This window comes from Parasphingopyxis marina, assembly GCF_014237875.1.
In the GTDB taxonomy this organism is placed as follows: Bacteria; Pseudomonadota; Alphaproteobacteria; order Sphingomonadales; family Sphingomonadaceae; genus Parasphingopyxis; species Parasphingopyxis marina.
This window is the reverse complement of record NZ_JACJVJ010000002.1, coordinates 841,917-862,255: the sequence shown is the minus strand read 5'-3', so window position 1 is coordinate 862,255 and position 20,339 is coordinate 841,917. Positions and strand designations below refer to the sequence as shown.

Below are 20,339 nucleotides of genomic sequence, written 5' to 3'. Positions count from 1 at the left end.
ATCAACCGCGCCCGCGATAGGCCGGGACGCCCTGGTCGGGCAGCCACAGGCCCTCCGGTGGCGTTCCCGATTGCCAGAAGACGTCGATCGGAATTCCGCCGCGTGGATACCAGTAGCCGCCGATCCTCAACCATTGCGGCTGCATCTCGTCGAATAGGCGTTTGCCGATCCCCACCGTGCAATCCTCGTGGAATGCCTGATGATTGCGGAAGCTTGAGAGAAAGAGCTTCAGCGACTTGCTCTCGACAATCGTGTCGCGAGGCGCATAATCGATGACGAGATGAGCAAAATCGGGCTGTCCGGTTACCGGACAGAGCGACGTGAACTCCGGCGCGGCGAAGCGCACGCAGTACAGCTCCCCCGCACGCGGGTTGGGAACATAGTCCAACATTGCTTGTTCGGGAGATTGCGGTAGAGCGCTGCTCTTGCCGAGATGCCTGGTTTCCATGGCGGCTCGTCTATCCGATTTGCCGGTTCGTGTCATTCCCACCGCCGGTTCACCCGCGATTAACCGCGCGGGGGCTTGAGGCGGTGGAAAACGGATCGAGGAACATAACAGGGAGATAGGCCGGTGAAACGGCGCGTTACATTTCTGCTGGCAGCGACGATCGGCGCGATGGCGCCGGCCGCGATCGCCGTCGCGCAGGAGGCAGAAACCGCGCCGCCACCCCGTCCATCGCCGCCGGTTTTCAGCCTGCCGGAAAATCGCGCGCCCGCGCCCCAGCCCGATGTCCAGGGGCCGCGCGCTCCCGGCATTGCCGCGCCGCGACTGATCCGCCCCGACGATGAGCGCCAGCAACCCCCAGCCCGTCAGGGCGATGCCGCTCCGCCAGCCCAGCGCAGCGTTCTGCCCGAATCCAACCCCGTTCCCGAGCGGCAACCTGCCGAACGAAACGAGCCGGTTACTGCCGAACGTACGCCGGTGCCGCGCGAAACGGTGACTGTGGAGGATGGCGACGCGCCGCTGCCTGAGAATATCGACGCACCGGTGACAGAGGCACAGCCGCTTCCTGAAACGGGCCCTGGCGAAGTGATTCCGACACCCGTCGAGGACCCCGAATCAGGCGGCCTTCCTTGGTGGCTGTTTGCGGGTCTCGGCCTGCTCGGCGTGGCCGTGCTGGCGTTTCTCTTCGGGCGTCGCCGCGGCGATGTGGTGGAGGACGAAGAGCCGGCTTTTGAGGCCGAGGAGGCCAAACGGTCCGCCATTCCCGTCGCCGAGCCGTCTGCACCGGCCAATATTCCGCCGCGTCCCGCTCCGGTTCCCGCTGCGCCCGTCCAGGCCGCGCCCGCTCCCGAGACAGCCTCCGACGAACCTGCGCGCGTCGCGATCGATTTCGAACCGCTTGTCGCCCGCTTCACGCCGGCGGGGTTGATCGTCTCTTATCGTATCCATCTCGAGAATATCTGCGATGAGGAAGTCAGCGACGTTGCCATTTGCCTCGGCATTCGCGGCGCCGATCATGGTGCGATGGAGCGTCCCGTCGAGCCCGGTGTGCCCTGCGTCGCGCTCGATGCGTTGCCGGTGAACAAACGGGCGATCCATGAAGGTGAAATCCAGCTCGCCGCATCGCTGATCCGGCCGCTGCGGGTAGACGACAAGGCGATGCTGGTGCCGATCATCGACCTGATGCCGCGTTATCGCGACAGCGACGGACGGTTACACGAACATCATGCTACGCTCCTGCTGGGTCGCGAAAGCAATCCGCCTGCTGCAAAAATGGCGCCGTTCCGGCTCGACGGCGGATTTTCGCAGTTCGGCAAGCTCGGCTGCCGGCTGCTCCGCGCGGGAGAGCCGAAACGCGCCGCCGCCTAAGTTCCTGCTCGTGGAAAGCCTCGACTAGGATCGGGGCCGAGGCTAAGTCAGGCCAAGGAATCACAAAAAACGCAAGGATCGCGACACCGATGGACAAGCTCGTTTCAACCGAATGGCTGGCAGGGGAACTGGGCGGGGAAGATCTGCGCGTGGTCGATGCGACCGCCTTCCTGCCGGGCAGCGATCGCGATCCGGCGGTCGAATATGACGCGGCCCACATTCCGGGCGCGATGTTTCTCAATCTCGACGAATTGCGCGACACCGACGATCCGCGGCCGATGATGCTGCCGTCGTCGGAGAAATTCGCGAGCCGCATGCAAACGCTGGGGCTCGGCGATGGCAGCCGCATCGTCGTCTATGACAACAGCCCGATCCGCACGGCGGCACGGGCGTGGTGGATGTTCAATATCTTCGGCGCGCACAATGTCGCGATCCTCGATGGCGGCCTGCAGAAATGGACGGCCGAAGGGCGGGATACCGAAAGCGGCAAGCCGAACGTACGCCACAGGCATTTCACCGCCTGGAAAGACGATGGCGCGGTCCGGACGAAAGCCGACGTGCTTGCCAATATCGACAGCAAGGAAGCGGTTCTGGTGGATGCGCGTTCGTCGAGCCGCTTCACGGGCGAAGAACCCGAAGTTCGCGAAGGCATGGTTTCCGGCCATATCCCCGGATCGCTGAACCTGCCCTATAGCTGGCTGTTCAACGAGGACGGCACATACAAACAGGGCGACGAGCTGCGTGCTGCCTTCGACAAGGCCGGGGTCGATTTCGAAAAGCCGATGATCACGACCTGCGGCGGCGGCGTGACGGCCGCCTGCATCTTCTTTGCCGCATCGCTGCTCGGCAAGATCGATATCGGCCTCTATGACGGCAGCTGGTCCGAATGGGGCGTCGATCCCGAAACACCCAAGGCGACCGGAGCCGCGTGACCGGGGGCGGATCTGACAGGAAGCCGCCGACCCGCCTCGTCACCGGCGGGCGCCGCAAGGAATGGACGGGTGCGGTTATCAACCCGCCGGTCTGGCGCGCGAGCACGCATACCTATGGGAGCGTAGCCGACCTTCGCGCCGGGAAATCGGGCAATGAGGATGGCCGCTTCTTCTACGGACGCCGCGGGGCGCCCACCCAATGGGCGCTTGCCGAAGCGCTGACCGATCTCGAACCCGGTGCGCATGGGACGATGCTCTTTCCTTCGGGTGTCGCTGCGATCTCCTGCGCGCTGCTGGCGGTGCTGCGGCCGGGCGATGTTCTGCTCGTTACCGACAATGCTTATGATCCCTCGCGTTCCTTTGCCGAAACCTTGCTGAAGCGCTGGGGCGTCGAGACCCACTACTTCGATCCGATGGTGGGCGAGGGCATTGCGGAGCTGATCTGCGACAAGACCCGGGCGATCCTGATGGAAAGCCCGGGCAGTCTCACCTTCGAGGTGCAGGATGTGCCCGCAATCTGCGCCGCGGCGCGCGAGAGGGGCGTTACCACCCTGCTCGACAACACCTGGGCGGCATCCTGGTTCTTCCAGGGGATCGAGAAGGGTGCGGACGTCACGATTCTCGCCGGCACCAAATATATCGGCGGGCATAGCGATCTGATGTTGGGATCGGTGACGACGCGGAAGGCGCAATGGATGCCGATGCGCCGCACCGCGCAGCAGCTGGGGCAGGTTATCTCCCCGGACGACGCCTTTCTTGCGCTGCGTGGGCTCCGGACGCTGGGCGTGCGACTGCGCCAACATGAAGAAAGCGGCCTGCGCATTGCGAACTGGCTGGTTGAACAGCCGCAGGTCGCCCGGGTCCTTCATCCGGCGTTACCCGGCTGCCCCGGCCATGAAATCTGGAAGCGCGACTTTTCGGGCTCGGCGGGCCTGTTTTCCGTCGTGCTCGATGATCGTGGGGGCGACGACGCGGTTGCCGCGATGCTCGACGGCCTGGAACTGTTCGCCATGGGATATAGCTGGGGCGGCTATGAGAGCCTCGCCATTCCGGTCGATCCCGGGCCCGATCGCACGGCGACGGGCTGGCAGGCGCGGGGGCCCGTTATCCGGCTCAGCATCGGTCTCGAAGACGCTGACGACCTGATCGCCGACCTTGCGAAGGGCCTGGAAAGATTCGAGAAGGCGGCATGCAAGACATAATCGCCTTTTTGACACAGGCCGGCATTCCCCTGCCGGACGACCTCAATTGGCTTGCCACACTGATCGGCTTTGCGATTGTGGGCTTTGCCTGGGTGATCGGCTGGATCGTCAGCTGGCTTGCCGGGCGCCATTTGCGCGGTGCATGGGAAAAGGTCGCAGGCCAGCGTGCGGAAGGCCTCGGCCCGCGCATGGTCAAGCTCATCTACCACGGCACCGTGTCGATCGTCCTCGCCATCGCCTTTTTCGCGATGGACTGGTGGACCTTTACCGATCTGATCGTCGGCGCCGGTTGGGGCCTGTGCGCCGGTTATTTCGTCTGGCATTTCGCCCGCGCCGTCAATTTTTCCCGCTGGGTTGCGCTGTCGAGCGGCGTTTTCACCTTCGGGCTGGTCCTGACCAATGCCGTGGGCAGCCTCGACCGGGTTTCCTTCGTGCTGGACCGGATCGGCATCACGATCGGCGATAACCGGATTTCGCTGCTCACGGTGCTCATCATCGCGGTCACGGCGCTCGCGCTGTTCGCGATCGTCCGCATCGTTCGCCGGATTATCGCCCATTCGATCAAAAGCTCGAGTGGCCTCGATCCCGCGCAGAAGTTGCTTGTCGAGAAGATCGCAACGGTTGCGGTGATGGTGGCGGCCTTCTTCGTGGGTATCGATATTCTCGGCATAGACCTGACGGCGCTCGCCTTTTTCGGCGGTGCGCTGGGCCTGGCCGTCGGTTTCGGCATGCAGAAGACGGTCGGCAACCTTATCGCCGGGATCATCCTGCTCATGGACCGGTCTATCAAGCCGGGCGACGTGATCGAAGTCGGCGAGAGTTTCGGCTGGGTCAACAAGATCGGTGTCCGTGCCGTCTCGATCATCACCCGTGATGGCAAGGAACATCTGATTCCGAACGAGATCCTGATGACCGAAGAGGTCGTCAACTGGTCCTATTCGAGCCGCGATGTGCGTGTGCATATCGAGGTCGGCGTTTCCTATGAATGCGATATCAGGGTGGCGCAGGGATTGATGCGCGAGGCGGCCGAGGAATCGCCGCGAGTACTCAACTCGCCCAAGCCGCTGGTATGGCTGCTGGAATTCGGCGATTCCGCAGTAATCTTCGATATCCGCTGCTGGATTCGCGATCCCGAAAGCGGGGTCGGCAACATGAAATCCGACGTGCTGATGCGGGTCTGGGACAAGTTCAAGGAGAATAACATCCCGATCCCGTTCCCGCAGCGCGATGTGCATATCAAGGAATGGCCGGGCAAGGATTCCGCTGTGCTCGCCACGCCGCCGGCGGCGCCTGCCGCCAAGGACGACGCCTAAGCGGGTTTTTCGACGAACGCGGCAAGCGCGGTCAGATTGGCGCGCATGAAATCCAGCAATTCGGCCGCCGGTGCGGCGATGTCGCCCTTGCGGTCGAGCAGCGCGCGGGCGCCGGTTCCAGCGACCGCCGAGGTCTCGTCCGCGAGCATCTCGAAGCGCCGCCGCGCAATGCCGGGCGCGCGCAGATAGGCCGCAGCCAAGGCCTTTTCGTCGGGCGCGGGAAGGGGCGCGGCATCCGTCCCCGCCGTCTGCGCGACGAGCGCATATACGGCGCACAGCTGGGTAAGCTGCTCGATCGGAGCGGGTTCTTCCGTCCGGAGGCCTTGCCGTTTCTGCGCCGTCATTAACGGTCCTTTCCCAAATGCTGGGTTATGATGGCATGCAGCGTCTAAGAAATGGCTAATTTCCGCAGTTGCACAGACATATGTTGCAGCGCAGCAACATTCTCTGCCGAATATCGAGTTATCCTTGAAACATCATTGTGTGCAGATGCGAAGAACGGCATCATATGTTTCGACAGCTTCACCGATCCGTGGGAAACCAGACAGAGATCGAGAGGCCGCAGGGGCGAATGCAGAGCATTTGGACAATAAACAAAGGAATAGAATATGCGCACCTCGATTTTCGGCCTTGCCTTGCTAGCCTCTACGGCGTTTGCAGCCCCGGCCCATGCCGAATCCGATCTGGGCGGCGGCTTCTCCGTATCCGGTAACGCCGCGCTCGTGACCGATTATCGCTTCCGCGGCATCTCCTTCTCCGACGAGGATATCGCGATCCAGGGCGGCATCGATGTGGCTCATGAAAGCGGTTTCTATATCGGTACCTGGGGCTCTTCGATCGAAGACAGCCCCGTGTTCGGCCATACCGAACTTGACGTTTATGCCGGCTGGTCCGGCGAAGTCGCTTCGGGCCTTTCGCTCGATGTCGGCGTGCTCGGTTATCTCTATCCGAACGGTAATGTCGGCAATGCCGATTATTGGGAAGTTTATGGTTCGCTTTCCTATTCGATCGGTATCGCCGAAATCACGACCGGCGTTGCGTATGACCCGAGCCAGAACTCGATCGGCAGCGACGACAATATCTACGTCTATGGCGATGTCGGCGTCGGCATTCCCGAAACGCCGATCACGCTGACCGGCCATATCGGCTACACCAATGGCAGCCTCTCGATCGACAATGACGTCGATTATGTCGATTGGTCGCTGGGTGCCGAAGCTTCGTTCGGCATGCTTTCGGTCGGTGTTGCCTATGTCAGCACGGCGGTAAACGGCCCGCTGACCGACGGCACCGTCGTTGGCACGCTCGGAGTGAGCTTCTAGCTTTCAGCGCCGCGTAGACTTACCCTTTCGTCACGCGAAGAGCCGGCGCAGCGTTTATTCGCTGCGTCGGCTCTGCTTTTTCCGGAAAAGAGGGACGGGCGGCGCTTGTGCGCCCGGCCATCAAGAAATCGTTATTGCGGCGTGGAAACCGTCGCTTCGGGGGCATCCCCCTCCGGCGCGTTGACGATGTCGCGCGTGGTCTGCCCGTAATCGACGGCCTGCGTCTCGGGATCGCCGACATTGCTGCGGATGCCGGGCCGCGCATTTTCGGGATCGGCTGCCTGGAGCAGCGCGTTTTCGGAGGCGCTGCGCGGGGCGGGGCCGCCGAACATCGCCTGCAGCGCCTGGGTGCTCGAATCCGCGCCGCGCGCGGCCGGCTCACCGGGGCGCGGCGGGGTCAGCGCGAAATCGGGCGGAATGACCAGCGGCGCAGAACGCGACACGAGAAATTCGTCAGGACGATCCCGGCTTCCGCTGAAAACGCCGCATGCCGTAAGGCTCGCGCCCATGACAATCAGGCTCGTCGCCACCGCAAATTTACGCATATTACTCTGTCTCCACCGGTTCGGGTTTTTCGCGTAGCAGAAAAGCCCGCAACACCAAAATCACTACCCCTATGGTAATCGCCGCGTCCGCGACATTGAAGACCAAAAAGGGCTGAAAGTCCCCGAAGTGCAAATCGATAAAATCGGCGACATAGCCGTAGCGGATGCGATCGGAGAGATTGCCGATCGCGCCGCCGAGCACGAGGCCGAGCGCGAACACATCCTGCACCCGCTTCTCGCGCCAGATCCAGACGATCACGCCCAGCGAGATAGCGCCCGTCAGCCCGACCAGCAGCCAGCGCTGCGTATCGGACGAGGCGGTCAGCATGCCCAGCGAAACGCCGCGATTTTCGACCCAGGTGAAATTGAGGATCGAGAGCAGCTCGATCTGCCCGCGCTGGGGCAGCTGGATCAACGCGATGATCCAGTATTTCGAAACCTGGTCGATCAGGAAGATCGCCGCCGCGAGCACATAGCCGATCATGGTAGTGCGCGTTAAGCGCCTGTTTTCGCTCATGCCGCGCGTGCCCCGGTTGACACTGGTTGACACAGGTCGGGGGTAAGCGCGCTAGCCACTGACGACCTCCGAACAGCGTGCGCATAGCCCGCCATCCTCTTCGACCTCGGGAAGAAGGCGCCAGCAGCGGCCGCATTTGTGGCGGTCGGTCTTGGTCACGAGGATGGCATCGCCTTCATAGTGAATGTTCGCGACGATGCAGATCTCCGCAAAGGCATCCGCATCCATCTCGTCCAGTTTCGGCATGGAGACTTCGGCCTCGAGGCTGGACCGGATCACCTTGTCGCGCCGCAAAGGCTCTATAGCTTCCGTCACCTGTTCACGGGCTGAACGGATCCTATTCCACTTGCCGCCCAGCGCCTCGTCGCGCCAGCTATCATCGACGTCCGGCCAATCCTCCAGATGCACAGAATCCGCACACGGATAGCGCGTCTTCCACACCTCTTCCGCCGTGAAGCACAGAACCGGCGCGGCATAGCGCACGAGCGCCTGGAACAGCGTGTCGAGCACGGTGCGATAGGCGCGGCGCTTCGCGTCAGACGGCGCGTCGCAATAGAGGCTGTCCTTGCGGATATCGAAGAAGAAGGCCGAAAGGTCCTCGTTCGCGAAATCGGTCAGCGCGCGGACATAGCGGTTGAAGGCATAGTCGTTCACCGCCTCCTTCAGCTCGGCGTCGAGCTCGGCGAGCAGGTGCAGCACATAGCGCTCCAGCTCGGGCATATCGGCCATATCCACGCGTTCGGCCTCGTCGAAATCGCCGAGCGCGCCCAGCATATACCGAAAACTGTTCCGCAGCTTGCGATAGGTGTCGGTCACGCCTTTCAGGATCTCGTCGCCGATCCGGTGATCGTCGGTATAATCGACGCTCGACACCCAGAGCCGCAGGATATCCGCGCCGTTGACGTCGATGATCTTTTGCGGATCGAGCGTGTTGCCGATGCTTTTCGACATTTTGAGGCCCTTGGAATCGAGCGTCATGCCGTGGGTCAGCAGCTGGTGATAGGGCGCGCGGCCGCGCGTGCCGCAGCTTTCGAGCAGGCTCGACTGGAACCAGCCGCGATGCTGGTCCGATCCTTCGAGATACAGGTCGGCGGGCGAGGAGAGGTTCGGCCATTTGCCGCTCTCCAGCACGAAGGCATGGGTAGAACCGCTGTCGAACCAGACGTCGAGAATGTCCGTGACGATCTCGTAATCGTCCAGATTATACGCATTGCCGAGCAGCGCCTGATGATCGGCGGCGAACCAGGCATCGGCGCCGCCCTCGCGCACCGCGTCCACGATGCGTTTGTTGACCTCGGGATCGTCGAGATAATTGCCGTCTTTGTCGACATAGAGGGTGATCGGCACGCCCCAGGCGCGCTGGCGCGAAAGCACCCAGTCGGGCCGCCCCTCGACCATCGCGTGCAACCGGTTGCGGCCGCGCTCGGGGACGAAGCGAGTCTTGTCGATCTCGGAAAGCGCGGTTTCGCGCAAGGTGCTGCCGCTTTCCAGTTTCTCATCCATCCGCACGAACCATTGCGGCGTGCAGCGAAAGATCACCTTGGCCTTGGAGCGCCAGCTGTGCGGATAGCTGTGCTGGAAATCGTCGCTGGCCGAGAGCAGGCCGCCAGCTTCGCGCAAGTCCGAACAGATCGGCCCCTCGGCCGAGTTGAACGTCTTGTTGATGACCGAGCCCATCCGCTCGTCGCCGCGCGGCAGCCAAAGCCAGTCATCGCGATACACGCCGTCATCCTCGACCGCGAAGACCGGCTCGATGCCGTTGGCCTTGCACAGCAGGAAATCGTCCTCGCCATGATCGGGCGCCATATGGACGAGGCCCGTACCCGCATCGGTCGTCACGAAGTCGCCGGGCAGGAAGGGGCGGGGCTGGGCGTAGAAACCGCCGAGATGGTGCATCGGATGGCGGGCGATGGCTCCCTCAAAGGCTCGTCCCTTGAAGCTATATCCGTCTCCGCCTTCGTCGAAACCGCTTTCTCCAAGAAATGCATGAGTGGGTTCAGCTACGGCAGAGTAAGGGCAATCCTCATATCCATCAGCGCCAAGATAGTAATCGCCGCCATATTCGACGGGCCGGGGAATTCCTGACCGTTTGCAGAATTCTCCCACCAGCTCGCGGGCTACGATGATATCTATGTTGCCCCCCGGCACGTTCACGCAATTGAGCACGACGTAATCCGCATCGGGGTTGAAGGCCAAAGCCTGATTGACCGGAATCGTCCAAGGAGTTGTGGTCCACACCGCAACATGTTTTCCAACAAGACCAGAGGCATGTGGAGCTTCCGTGATCTCGAACGCCACGTCGATCTGCGTCGAGGTGATATCCTGATACTCGACCTCGGCCTCGGCCAGCGCGGTCTTCTCTACCGGCGACCACATCACCGGTTTCGCGCCGCGATAGACCTGTCCGCTCTCGCAGAATTTCAGGAATTCCTCGACGATCACCGCCTCGGCGTCGAAATCCATGGTGAGGTACGGCTTGTCCCATTCGCCCATCACGCCGAGCCGCTTGAACTCCTCGCGCTGCACATCGACCCAATTGGCCGCATAGGCGCGGCATTCGGCGCGGAACTCGGCGGAAGGCACCTCGTCCTTGTTCCGCTTTTTCTTGCGGTATTGCTCCTCGATCTTCCATTCGATCGGCAGGCCGTGGCAATCCCAGCCCGGCACATAGGGCACGTCCTTGCCCAGCAGGGTTTGCGTGCGGACGACGAGATCCTTCAGGATCTTGTTCAGCGCATGGCCGATATGGATATTGCCATTGGCATAGGGCGGGCCGTCATGGAGCAGGAATTTCTCGCGGCCCGCGCGCGCCTCGCGCAGCTTTTCATAGAGCCCCGCTTCCTCCCACGCGGCAAGGATGCCGGGCTCCTTGTTGGCGAGCCCCGCCTTCATCGGGAAGTCGGTTTTCGGGAGGAAAACCGTGTCTCTATAATCGGTCTGGTCTGACATTGCGGGCGATGTAAGGGGGATGGGCGGGGGCGTCTAGCCATATTCCCCTCTCCCATAGGGAGAGGGATGCGGAACCTTGGCGAGGTACGAGCCCAGGTGAAGCTGGGTGAGGGGGTCTGCCGTATCGGGCGGGCATAGCCCCTCATCCAACTTTGCCTAGCGGGACAAGCCTGCGAGGCTCCGTATCCTTCTCCCCATGGGAGAAGGCTTTACAGCCGGTGCCGGGTCAGCCGCCTTTCGGCCTCTTCGCAATCCTTGGCCATCTGGGCTTTCAGCGCGTCGAGATCGTCGAATTTTTCCTCGCCGCGCAGATAGCTGACAAGCTCGACCTCGATAGGCTGGCCGTACAGATCGCCGGAGAAATCGAAGAAATAGGGCTCCAGCAATTCCTCGGGCGGATCGAAGCTGGGGCGGATGCCAAGGTTCGCCGCGCCGTCCACCGTCCGGCCGCCCGGCAAGCGCCCGCGCACGGCGTAGATGCCGTATCGGGGGCGGATATAGGCGCCGAGGCGGAGATTGGCGGTGGGATAGCCGAGCGCGCGGCCATTCTTCGCGCCATGCTCGACAATGCCTTCGATGGTGAAGGGCCGGGTGAGGAGGTGGGTCGCGGTTTCGCAATCGCCCTCTTTCAGCGCGTCGCGGATGCGGCTGGAGGAGACGATTTCCTCGCCGTCGGTCACCGGGGCCGCGATCTCGGTGAAGAAGCCGTGGCGCTGCGCCTGTTCGGCCAGCATCACGACATCGCCCTCGCGTCCCTTGCCGAAGATGAAATCATTGCCGGTAACGACCCCGGCGACGCCGAAGCGATCCAGCAGGATATCCTCGATGAAATCGCCGGCCGTCGTATTGGCCAACTCGTCGCCGAATTCGAAAACCATCATCGCATCGGCCCCGGCTTCGGCGAACAGCCGCTCGCGCTGGTCGAGGCTGGTCAGGCGGAAGGGCGGCACATGGGGATGGAAATGGCGCACCGGATGCGGATCGAAGGTGGCGACGATTACCGGGCGCTTCTCGTCGGCGGCATGGCGGACGGCGCGGCCGACGACCGCCTGGTGGCCCCGGTGGAAGCCATCGAAATTGCCGAGCGCGATCACGGCTCCGCGCAGGGCATCGGACACGCGGTGGCGATGGAAGAGCCGTTCCATGGGTCAGCCTATAGGAAAGGGCGAAGGGTGCGGCAATCGGCCATATTTCAACCGCGCGGCAGATTGTTCCGCAGCAGCCGGATAACATTGCCGCCCATCACCGCCGCGATCTCGCCCTCCGAAAGCCCGGCATCCATCAGCAGCTGCGTGACGACAGCAAGCTCGGACGTGTCGAAGGGTACCGTCGTCGATCCGTCGAAATCGGAACCGAGGCCGACATGCTCGATGCCGACAAGACCGCGAACATGAAGGATCGAGGCGACGACATCCTGCGGATCGGCGGAACAGATCGCTCCGTCCCAATAGCCGATGCCGATGACGCCGCCGGTGGTTGCGATCATCGTGATCTGGTCGTCGGTAAGGTTGCGGTTGACGTCGCACACCGCCTGCACGCCGCCATGGCTCGAAACCACCGGGCGCGTCGCCATGGCGAGGATATCGTCGACCATCGCCGGGCTGGCATGGGCGATATCGACGATCATCCGCCGCTGCTCCATGGCCCGGACAATTGCGCGCCCGAAATCCGTGAGCCCGCCTTTTTCCTCGCCATGCATCGATCCACCGAGCCGGTTGTCGAAGAAATGGGTCGGGCTCGCCATCCTGAAGCCGGCGTTGAACAGCCGGTCGAGATTGCCGGCATCGCCGTCCAGATTGTGCAGCCCCTCGACCGAAAGCAGCGCGCCGGTAACCGCTTCGCCGCGCAGGCGATCGGCGAGCAGTCGGTCGATATCGGCGCGGGTGCGCACGATCCTGAGACGCCCCTCGCTCTCGGCCTCGAACCGGGTCAGCCGGTCGGCGTGGAAGAGCGAGCGTTCGACCAGCGAGGTCCATGTGCGGATCGGCTGGAGCTGCGCGATCGCCACCCAGATTATCGTGTCGTCTTCCGCCGAATTGGAATCGTAATTGATGCCGGGCGGCGACTGGGTGACCGAGGAAAAGACCTGGAGCGCGACATTGCCGGCTTCGAGCCGGGGCAGGTCGACATGGCCCCGCGTCGCCCGGCTGAGCAGGCTGCGCCGCCAGAGCAGGGTATCGGCATGCATGTCGGCGATGGCGAGCCGGGCATGGAGCGCCCGGGCTTCCGGCGATATTTGCGGCAGCTCGACATCGGCGCGGGTGTTGAGTTTCTGTTCGAGGACGATCGGCCCGATGGTGAAGAACAACGCCGCCGCGACGGCGATCAGGAATGCCAGGCCGAGCAGGACCTTGCGGATCATCGGCTGCGCGTGAGCGTAACGAAGCTATAGGCCGGTTGCCCGTCCTCGGCCGGGAAGTCCTGCCGCGCCGTTTCGTCCCAGTCGCCTGCGGGAAAATCGGGGACGACGGCATCGCCTTGGGGATCGATATGCACTTCGGTCAGTTCGATGCGGTCCGCATGGGGCAGCATCAGCCGATAGATTTCCGCGCCGCCGATCACCGCTATCTCGTCGACATAGCCGGCGCGCAGGATCGCCTCTTCGGGGCTGTGCACGGCTTCCGCGCCCTCGGCATCCCAGTCCGCCGATCGCGTCAGCACGATATGGCGGCGGCCGGGCAGGGGGGCCGGGAAGCTTTCGAAGGTCTTGCGGCCCATCACCATGGGTTTGCCCATCGTCATGTCCTTGAACCGGCGCTGCTCGCCCTTGATCCGCCAGGGGATTGCGCCGTCCTCCCCGATTACGCCGTTATCGGCGCGGGCGAGATAGAAGGTGATGGCGGCGCCGCTCACACGGCCACCGGGGCCGCGATATGGGGCGCGGCCTGATAACCGGTGATCTCGAAATCCTCATACTCATAGCCGTCGATGCTGCCCGGATCCCGGAGGATGGAGAGCTTCGGCAGCGGGCCGGGGGTGCGCGTCAGCTGGGTGCGCGCCTGCTCCAGATGGTTGGTGTAGAGATGCACGTCTCCGCCGGTCCAGACGAAGTCGCCGACCTCCAGCCCGCATTGCTGGGCCAGCATATGGGTGAGCAGCGCATAGCTGGCGATGTTGAAGGGCACGCCGAGAAAGATGTCGCAGCTTCTTTGGTAGAGCTGGAGCGAGAGCTTGCCATTCGCGACATGGGTCTGAAACAGGCAGTGGCACGGCGCGAGCGCCATCTTGGGAATATCGGCCGGGTTCCAGGCCGAAACGATCTGGCGGCGCGAGGCGGGGTTGGTCTTGATCTCGTCGATCAGCTCGGCGATCTGGTCGATATGGGCGCCGCCCGGGCCTTCCCAGTCGCGCCATTGCTTGCCGTAGACAGGTCCGAGATCGCCATCGTCGCGCGCCCATTCGTTCCAGATCGAAACCTTGCGGTCCTGCAGCCAGCGGACATTGGTGTCGCCGCGCAAAAACCATAACAGCTCGATAATGATCGAACGGATGTGGAGCTTCTTGGTCGTCAGCAACGGAAAACCTTGGGACAGGTCGAACCGCATCTGGGCGCCGAACAGCGAATGGGTGCCGACGCCGGTGCGATCGTCCTGCCGCGCCCCGTCGTCGATTATCCGCTGCATGAGATCGAGATATTGCCGCATCGTACCGGCCCTTATGCCGGAGAGCGGCGCTTCGGCCAAGCGGGCGTATTTCATCCGATGTGGAGGATTTGTGGCGCCATGACGGCGGATTTTTCTACGCTTTTGATCGGTTATGGAGGCGATTCCATGTCCCTTTGCGCGCAGTCGAGCTATCCCCGGTGCGAACGGTTCGCGATCCGCGAATCCGCTGGGGGGCGGAGACACGATGAGCATGCAAGGATCGCCCCTGTTCGGCGACCGGGCCTTCGCGGATTTCTTCGCGCCGCTCGTGCTGCGGCACGATTACGAGCATGCGGTGGTCGCGCATCTGGGCGCGGACGGGCGGCTGGTCGCGATCAGCGAGGCGCAGGGCAGCCGCGACAAGATCATATTGCCGCTGCGCACGATCGTGCACGACGCGCTGTCGCATGACGGCCATGCCGTGATGATTGCGCACAACCATCCGAGCGGCGATCCCACGCCCAGCGAGACGGATATCGAAACCACGCGCAAACTGGCGGACCTGCTCCGGCCGCTCAGCATCCGCATCTTCGATCACCTGATCCTGACATCGAACGGCGGGTTCACGAGCTTTCGGGATCTGGGCTGGCTTTAGCGGCGCGGCGCAGGGCCGAAGGACTACGGGACCGGCGGCGCTTTGATCGCCGGGGGCTCAGTCCTGACCGCACGCGACGATATCGCCGGGTTCGGGCCGCTCGCCCTCGCGCACGAACATCGCCAGATAACCGCCGATCTGCGGCATCGGCGTATAGGATACGCGGCGATAGCCCACGGCCTCGAATTCGCAATTGAGGAGATCGGGCGGGGTGCCGTGGCGATTGGTGGGGCGGTTGGCGTCGACGACGACGACCCGGCCACCGTCGCGCAAAGCGGGGCGCATGTTCCAGAGAAACTCGTACGGGCTTTCGATTTCGTGATACATATGGACCATGAAAATCCGGTCGAAGCTGTTTTCGGGCAGCTTGGGATCGGAAAATTCGCCGAGCCGCACGCTGACATTGTCGAGCCGCTCGCGCGTCACACGGTCGGCCAGCCGGTCGCGCGTTTCGGCGATCACATCCTCGGCAAGCACCCGCCCGCTATCGCCGACCCGGCGGGCGAGGCGGATCGTGTAATAGCCGTTGCCGGCGCCGATATCGGCGACCGTCATGCCCGGCTCGATCGCCGCCATCTCCATCACGGAATCGGCTTCGTTCACCCGGTCGCGCGATTCCTCGTCGCGAAACTGGGCGGCGACGATGTCGGAGACCGGGCGGTCTGCAGGCGGAAAACCACCTTCGTCGCCGCCGAACGCGTCGCAGCCGGTGGCAAGCAGCAGCAAGCCCATGCATGCGGCGGCGCGCATCACTCGATATCCTCTACCTCTACGGTTTCCCCTGTCACCCGCTGCGATAGCGCCGCAGCCATGAACTTGTCGAGATCGCCGTCGAGAACGTCGGACGGGGCGGAGGAGGTAACGCCGGTGCGCAGGTCTTTCACCATCTGATAGGGCTGGAGCACATAGGAGCGGATCTGGTTGCCCCAACCGATGTCGCTCTTGGAGGCTTCGACGGCGTTGGCCTCTTCTTCCCGGCGGCGCAGTTCGGCTTCGTAGAGCCGGGCCTTCAGCATGCCCATCGCCTCCGCCTTGTTCTTGTGCTGCGAACGCTGCGATTGCGAGGCGACGACGATGCCGGTCGGTTCGTGCGTGATGCGCACCGCGCTGTCGGTGGTGTTGACGTGTTGGCCGCCCGATCCGCTCGCGCGATAGGTGTCGATGCGCAGCTCGCTCTCGTTGATCTCGATATCGATGTCGTCGTCGATCACCGGATAGACCCAGACGCTGGAAAAGCTCGTATGTCGACGCGCCGAGCTGTCATAGGGCGAGATGCGGACCAGCCGGTGGACGCCGCTTTCGGTCTTGGCATAGCCATAGGCGTTCTCGCCCTTGATCAACAGCGTCGCGCCCTTGATCCCGGCCTGTTCGCCCGCATGATAGTCGACCAGCTCCACCTTGTACCCGCGCCGCTCGGCCCAGCGCTGGTACATGCGCTGGAGCATTTCGGCCCAGTCCTGGCTTTCGGTCCCGCCCGCGCCGGCGTGAATTTCGAGATAGGTGTCGTTGGCGTCCGCTTCGCCGGCGAGCAGCGCTTCGACCTTGTCCTGTTCGGCGCGTTCGGCGAGCTGGGCGAGCGCCTTTTCGGCATCGGTGACGAGCCCTTCGTCGCCTTCGGCTTCGGCCATTTCGATCATTTCGACCGCATCGTCGCGTTCCTGGCTGATCGCGCGCACGGCGGAGATCGCGTTTTCGAGCCGGCCGCGCTCGCGCATGACCTCGCGCGCCGCCTTGGGGTCGTCCCACAGGCTTGCGTCTTCCACCTTCGCGTTGAGCTCTTCCAGCCGCTGGTTCGCGACGTCCCAGTCGAGAAAGCGGCGGAGCAGGTCGAGCGCCTGGGTGATCTGGTCGATATGGGCTTGCGCTTCGGCGCGCATGACAGGGGACTTTCCGGTTCGATGCTGTGGGGGCTGCTGTTAGCCGGTCAACTGCGCCGCATCAATCGCCCGAAAGCTTCGTGTCGTGGCGATCGATATTTTCGAGCAGGTCGAGCACGCCGCGAAACTGAAGGATCGTGCGTTCGATCCGCTCGCGGTCCTGCGATGCCGAGAAACCGGCGCTTTCGAACAGATTTTTGGCGCGCATCGCGATCACCAGTGCTTGTTCGTAGAACAGCACATTCATGCCGCTGCCATGCAGGAAGCCGTGCCATTTGCTCGTAAACCGCTTTTCCAGCGCCAGCAGGGTATGGCAATGGGACGGGCTGACGATGGCGCGAGCGATGTCGGGGTCGGTCGAATAGACCATGAAATTACGGGAGAATTCGGGATCCGCGATTGCGACCGGCTCCAGGGTCAGGGGGCCGGCGACGATCGGCGTGTTGCGCCAGCGCTGCCAGCGGCTCGACCGCCGGATGACGGTCGCCCCCCGATAGGCGTGGCGGGTCTTGAGGTGCATCAAGATGCCCTTGAAGTTGACCGTCGTGTGGCGGCCCGTTCCGCTGGTCAGCGTCGTTTCGAAGATGTGGAAGCCGGCGTCTCCGAAATATCCGGACCAGAAATCTTCCGAGGTCCGATTCGCATAGCCGGGCAGGATCTGGAAGGTCCGGGCGAAGTCGATCATCTCGCCGGGCTTTCCCGTCGGCGAATAGTGAATGCCCATGGCCGACGCGATCGCCCCGTTCGCTTCGCGCTTGATCGCGGCGATCGCATTCGATTTGATCATATAGCCGGCGATCAGGCCGCCGACGGCCAGGAAGCCCGATCCGAACAGGCCGATCATCGCCATGAAGCCCGGCAGTTCGGTTTGGCCGATGGTCTCCGGATGGACGCCCAGATAGACGGTGGCGGCGAAAAGGAGGATTGCCGCGAGGATCGATCCCGCAGTCACCGCACGGTATTTTCGGCGGATCCAGACGCGGTCTCCGCGTCGTTCTTCCAGCCAGTGCCCCAAGCCGTTCGCCATGATCGTATCGACGTCGAGCGCTGCCGGCATGGCTGGATTTCTCCGGGGTTGGTCGGTTAGTAGATACCGCCTTCAGACTGCAGGAATTCGTTGTCGTTGGTCGGCCGGTCGACCGTGACCGTATTCTGCGCTTCGTTGGGGTCGATGCGGCGGATCGGGCGGCGCGCAAGCACGTCGCGACGGATGGTGCGGGTCGGCTGGCTGTCCGGCCGGAAGGCTTCCCAGATGATCGCGCTTTGCGGACTGTCGCTCGGCCAGCCGCCGAACACGCGGCGACCCGTCCGGCGGTCGATGCGGACCATGCGGATCCCGCGCGGCGCGCGGAACGGGATGACCGGCCGGCCTTCCAGCGTTTCCTGCATGAACTGGCGGAAGATCGGCGCGGCCAGCGTGCCGCCGGCGCCATAGCCGATCGACCGGTTCTGGCGGTCATAACCCATATAGACGCCGGCAACGATATCCGGCGTGCCGCCGACGAACCAGACATTGGTCGGGCCGGTGGTGGTGCCGGTCTTGCCGAACATCGGGCGATCGAGATCGCGGAGCAGTGTGGCGGTGCCACGCTGGATCACGCCTTCGAGGATATGGATCATCTGGAACGCCGTCATCGCATCGACGACCTGGCGGCCCGGCATCGGCGGACGCGGCATACGCTCGCCGTCCCAGTCGTCGGCGTTGCAGCCTTCGCAGGCGCGCCAGTTGGCCGGATAGATGACCTCGCCGTCGCGGTTCTGGACATAGTCGATCAGGGAGGGGCCGACATCGCGGCCATGATTGGCCAGCATGCCATAGGCGTTGACGAGACGGAGCACGGTCGTGTCGCCGGCGCCCAGAGAAAAGGCGAGATAGGGCTCATAATCTCCGATCCCGGCCCGGCTGATGAGCTGGGTGACATTTTCCATGCCGGTTTCGGAGGCGGCACGCACCGTCATCAGGTTGCGCGAATTTTCCAGGCCCCAGCGCAGGGTCTGCGGCCCGGCGACGCCGCCGCCCGAATTGCGGAAGCATTTGTTGCCGAGGCCCGCGCCCTGATAGACGCAGAAGGGGCCGTCGACGATGATCGAGGCCGGCGTCATGCCGTTTTCGAGTGCAGCCGCGTAAACGAAGGGCTTTATTGCCGATCCCGGCTGGCGTTCGGCCTGGGTGGCGCGGTTGAAGGCTTCGAGGCTGGAGCTGAAACCGCCCTGCATCGCGTAGACGCGCCCGGTGCGAACATCCTCGACGACCATGCCGCCAGAAATGTCGGGCACCTTGGCCAGCGCATAGGCGTTGCCCTCCGGCCGCACGGTGATGATATCGCCGGGCTGGATGGTGGAAAAGGCGGTTCCGCCGCTGCGCCGCGCTATGGAAGCGGCCGAGCGCGGCATGGTCGAGGTGCTGCCGTCGGCAAAGCCGATCCGGGCCGTGTTCTCGTCTTTTGACAGGATGACGGCGACCCGCCAGTCTTCATAGTCGATCGTCAGATTGGCCGCCGCGAGGCGCGATTGCCACTGGTCGTCGTCCATCGGGATGGTCGCCACCGGCCCCGCCCATGCACGGCCGCGATCGAAGCGCAGCAGGCCTTCGCGCAGCGATCTCTGCGCGCTGTCCTGCATTTGCGGATCGTAGGAGGTGCGGACCCACAGGCCGCCCGAATAGATGCCATAGGGGCCGTCTTCGGCATCCTCGCCGAAGCTGTCGATCAAGATGCGGCGCACCTCTTCCATATAATAGCCGTCGACATTGTCGGTGACGGACTGGGACGTGCGGGTCGTGCCGAGCGGCCGGGCACGGGCTTCCTGCCAGTCCGCTTCGTTCAGCCAGTCATTCTCCCGCATCTGATCGAGCACATAGTTGCGCCGGGCAAGCGCGCGCTCGGGGAAGCGGGACGGGTTATAATTGGCCGGCGCGCGCGGCAGCGCCGCCAGGAAGGCGGCCTCATGGACCTCGAGATCGGCGACGTCCTTGTTGAAATAGGCGCGCGCGGCGGCCTGCACGCCATAAGCGTTCCGGCCGAGAAAAATCTGGTTGAGATAGAGTTCGAGGATCTGTTCCTTGGTCAGCACATTCTCGATACGCACGGCCAGGATCGCCTCGCGAATCTTGCGGGTGACCGAATATTCGTTGGTGAGCAGCAGATTCTTGGCGACCTGCTGGGTGATCGTCGAACCGCCCCGGGCCCGCTCATCGCTCCCCATCTTCGCGATATAATCGAACACCGCGGCGGCGAGGCCGGGATAGTCGAGCCCGCCATGGGTGAAGAAGGAACTGTCTTCCGAGGCAAGGAAGGCGCGGATCAGGACCGGCGGATATTCTTCATAGGCAAGCTCCACGCGGCGTTCGCGCGCGAAGCTCTGCACGGGCTCGCCATTCACGTCGCGCACGAAGGTCGGCAGCGCCGGTTCATAGTCGAGCAGGCTGTCGGCCGAGGGCAGATCGCGCATGAACACCCACCAGAAGGCGAGCATGCCCATCAGGGTCATCAGCAAAAGATAGAGCGGCCAGCGATAGCGGCGTTTGGCCAGCCTCGCGCGCACGCCGGGCCAAAAGCCCGTCGTTTCGCGCCGCAAGGTGACGCTCATTTCGGTATCGGTTTCCGCAGCCTCCGTCATCGCGGGGCGGTTTAC

General features: G+C 63.4%; 19 protein-coding genes. 6 read left to right on the top strand and 13 right to left on the bottom strand.

The window, feature by feature from the left end; genetic code table 11:
* Position 1: 1 nt before the first annotated feature.
* On the bottom strand, positions 2-448 hold the full coding sequence (queF, locus tag H6P80_RS12970; RefSeq protein WP_185801779.1) for a preQ(1) synthase: 447 nt from the start codon (positions 446-448) through the stop codon (positions 2-4).
* A 123-nt stretch (positions 449-571) separates the two neighbouring features.
* Between queF and H6P80_RS12965 the strand changes: the two genes are divergently transcribed.
* The 4 genes from H6P80_RS12965 to H6P80_RS12950 all read left to right on the top strand — a co-directional run bounded on the left by H6P80_RS12965 (position 572) and on the right by H6P80_RS12950 (position 5,260).
* Entirely contained in the window at positions 572-1,813 is a 1,242-nt protein-coding gene (locus H6P80_RS12965; RefSeq protein WP_185801778.1) for a hypothetical protein, read from the top strand.
* An 89-nt stretch (positions 1,814-1,902) separates the two neighbouring features.
* Positions 1,903-2,745, top strand: a complete 843-nt coding sequence (gene sseA / locus H6P80_RS12960; protein WP_185801777.1) for a 3-mercaptopyruvate sulfurtransferase — start codon at positions 1,903-1,905, stop codon at positions 2,743-2,745.
* The gene (gene metC, locus H6P80_RS12955) at positions 2,700-3,947 is read left to right on the top strand and encodes a cystathionine beta-lyase (RefSeq protein WP_185801776.1); all 1,248 of its coding nucleotides are present in this window, start codon (positions 2,700-2,702) and stop codon (positions 3,945-3,947) included. The genes sseA and metC overlap by 46 nt, the downstream gene beginning before the upstream one ends.
* Positions 3,935-5,260, top strand: coding sequence for a mechanosensitive ion channel family protein (locus H6P80_RS12950; protein WP_185801775.1), 1,326 nt, complete (start codon positions 3,935-3,937; stop codon positions 5,258-5,260). Before metC ends, H6P80_RS12950 begins: the two co-directional genes overlap by 13 nt.
* On the opposite strand, the gene H6P80_RS12945 is transcribed toward H6P80_RS12950, so the two are convergent.
* Positions 5,257-5,604 (bottom strand): hypothetical protein, encoded by a 348-nt coding sequence (locus tag H6P80_RS12945; protein ID WP_185801774.1) that lies wholly within the window; start codon positions 5,602-5,604, stop codon positions 5,257-5,259. The two genes, H6P80_RS12950 and H6P80_RS12945, sit on opposite strands and share 4 nt — an antisense overlap.
* Positions 5,605-5,868: 264 nt before the next feature.
* Here H6P80_RS12945 and H6P80_RS12940 point away from each other — a divergent pair, with 264 nt between their 5' ends.
* Positions 5,869-6,579 (top strand): TorF family putative porin, encoded by a 711-nt coding sequence (locus tag H6P80_RS12940; protein ID WP_185801773.1) that lies wholly within the window; start codon positions 5,869-5,871, stop codon positions 6,577-6,579.
* Between the two features lie 131 nt (positions 6,580-6,710).
* Here the strand turns inward: H6P80_RS12940 and H6P80_RS12935 are convergent, their stop codons facing one another.
* The 7 genes from H6P80_RS12935 to H6P80_RS12905 all read right to left on the bottom strand — a co-directional run bounded on the left by H6P80_RS12935 (position 6,711) and on the right by H6P80_RS12905 (position 14,234).
* Complete coding sequence (locus tag H6P80_RS12935; RefSeq protein ID WP_185801772.1) at positions 6,711-7,124, bottom strand: DUF3035 domain-containing protein; 414 nt, start codon at positions 7,122-7,124, stop codon at positions 6,711-6,713.
* A gap of 1 nt (position 7,125) precedes the next feature.
* Positions 7,126-7,641 (bottom strand): signal peptidase II, encoded by a 516-nt coding sequence (gene lspA, locus H6P80_RS12930; RefSeq protein WP_185801771.1) that lies wholly within the window; start codon positions 7,639-7,641, stop codon positions 7,126-7,128.
* Positions 7,642-7,692: 51 nt separating this feature from the next.
* Positions 7,693-10,590, bottom strand: coding sequence for an isoleucine--tRNA ligase (gene ileS, locus H6P80_RS12925; protein ID WP_185801770.1), 2,898 nt, complete (start codon positions 10,588-10,590; stop codon positions 7,693-7,695).
* Between the two features lie 209 nt (positions 10,591-10,799).
* Entirely contained in the window at positions 10,800-11,735 is a 936-nt protein-coding gene (locus H6P80_RS12920) for a bifunctional riboflavin kinase/FAD synthetase (protein ID WP_185801769.1), read from the bottom strand.
* 47 nt (positions 11,736-11,782) lie between these two features.
* Entirely contained in the window at positions 11,783-12,952 is a 1,170-nt protein-coding gene (locus H6P80_RS12915) for a dipeptidase (protein ID WP_185801768.1), read from the bottom strand.
* Positions 12,949-13,443 (bottom strand): dihydrofolate reductase, encoded by a 495-nt coding sequence (locus tag H6P80_RS12910; RefSeq protein WP_328805012.1) that lies wholly within the window; start codon positions 13,441-13,443, stop codon positions 12,949-12,951. The genes H6P80_RS12915 and H6P80_RS12910 overlap by 4 nt, the downstream gene beginning before the upstream one ends.
* A complete protein-coding gene (locus H6P80_RS12905) occupies positions 13,440-14,234 on the bottom strand; it encodes a thymidylate synthase (RefSeq protein WP_185802138.1) in 795 nt (264 codons plus the stop codon). Before H6P80_RS12905 ends, H6P80_RS12910 begins: the two co-directional genes overlap by 4 nt.
* A 205-nt stretch (positions 14,235-14,439) precedes the next feature.
* Between H6P80_RS12905 and H6P80_RS12900 the strand changes: the two genes are divergently transcribed.
* Positions 14,440-14,829: a JAB domain-containing protein gene (locus H6P80_RS12900; protein ID WP_185801767.1), complete on the top strand. Its 390-nt coding sequence runs from the start codon at positions 14,440-14,442 to the stop codon at positions 14,827-14,829.
* A gap of 57 nt (positions 14,830-14,886) precedes the next feature.
* On the opposite strand, the gene H6P80_RS12895 is transcribed toward H6P80_RS12900, so the two are convergent.
* From H6P80_RS12895 to H6P80_RS12880, 4 genes are all read right to left on the bottom strand, one after another.
* Complete coding sequence (locus tag H6P80_RS12895; RefSeq protein WP_185801766.1) at positions 14,887-15,579, bottom strand: class I SAM-dependent methyltransferase; 693 nt, start codon at positions 15,577-15,579, stop codon at positions 14,887-14,889.
* Positions 15,579-16,706, bottom strand: a complete 1,128-nt coding sequence (prfB, locus tag H6P80_RS12890) for a peptide chain release factor 2 (protein ID WP_185801765.1) — start codon at positions 16,704-16,706, stop codon at positions 15,579-15,581. Before prfB ends, H6P80_RS12895 begins: the two co-directional genes overlap by 1 nt.
* 61 nt (positions 16,707-16,767) lie before the next feature.
* Complete coding sequence (locus H6P80_RS12885) at positions 16,768-17,763, bottom strand: DUF3137 domain-containing protein (protein ID WP_185801764.1); 996 nt, start codon at positions 17,761-17,763, stop codon at positions 16,768-16,770.
* 26 nt (positions 17,764-17,789) lie between these two features.
* Positions 17,790-20,324 carry a penicillin-binding protein 1A gene (locus tag H6P80_RS12880; RefSeq protein ID WP_407947250.1) on the bottom strand — a complete coding sequence of 845 codons (2,535 nt, stop codon included), beginning with the start codon at positions 20,322-20,324 and terminating at the stop codon, positions 17,790-17,792.
* Positions 20,325-20,339 lie beyond the last annotated feature (15 nt).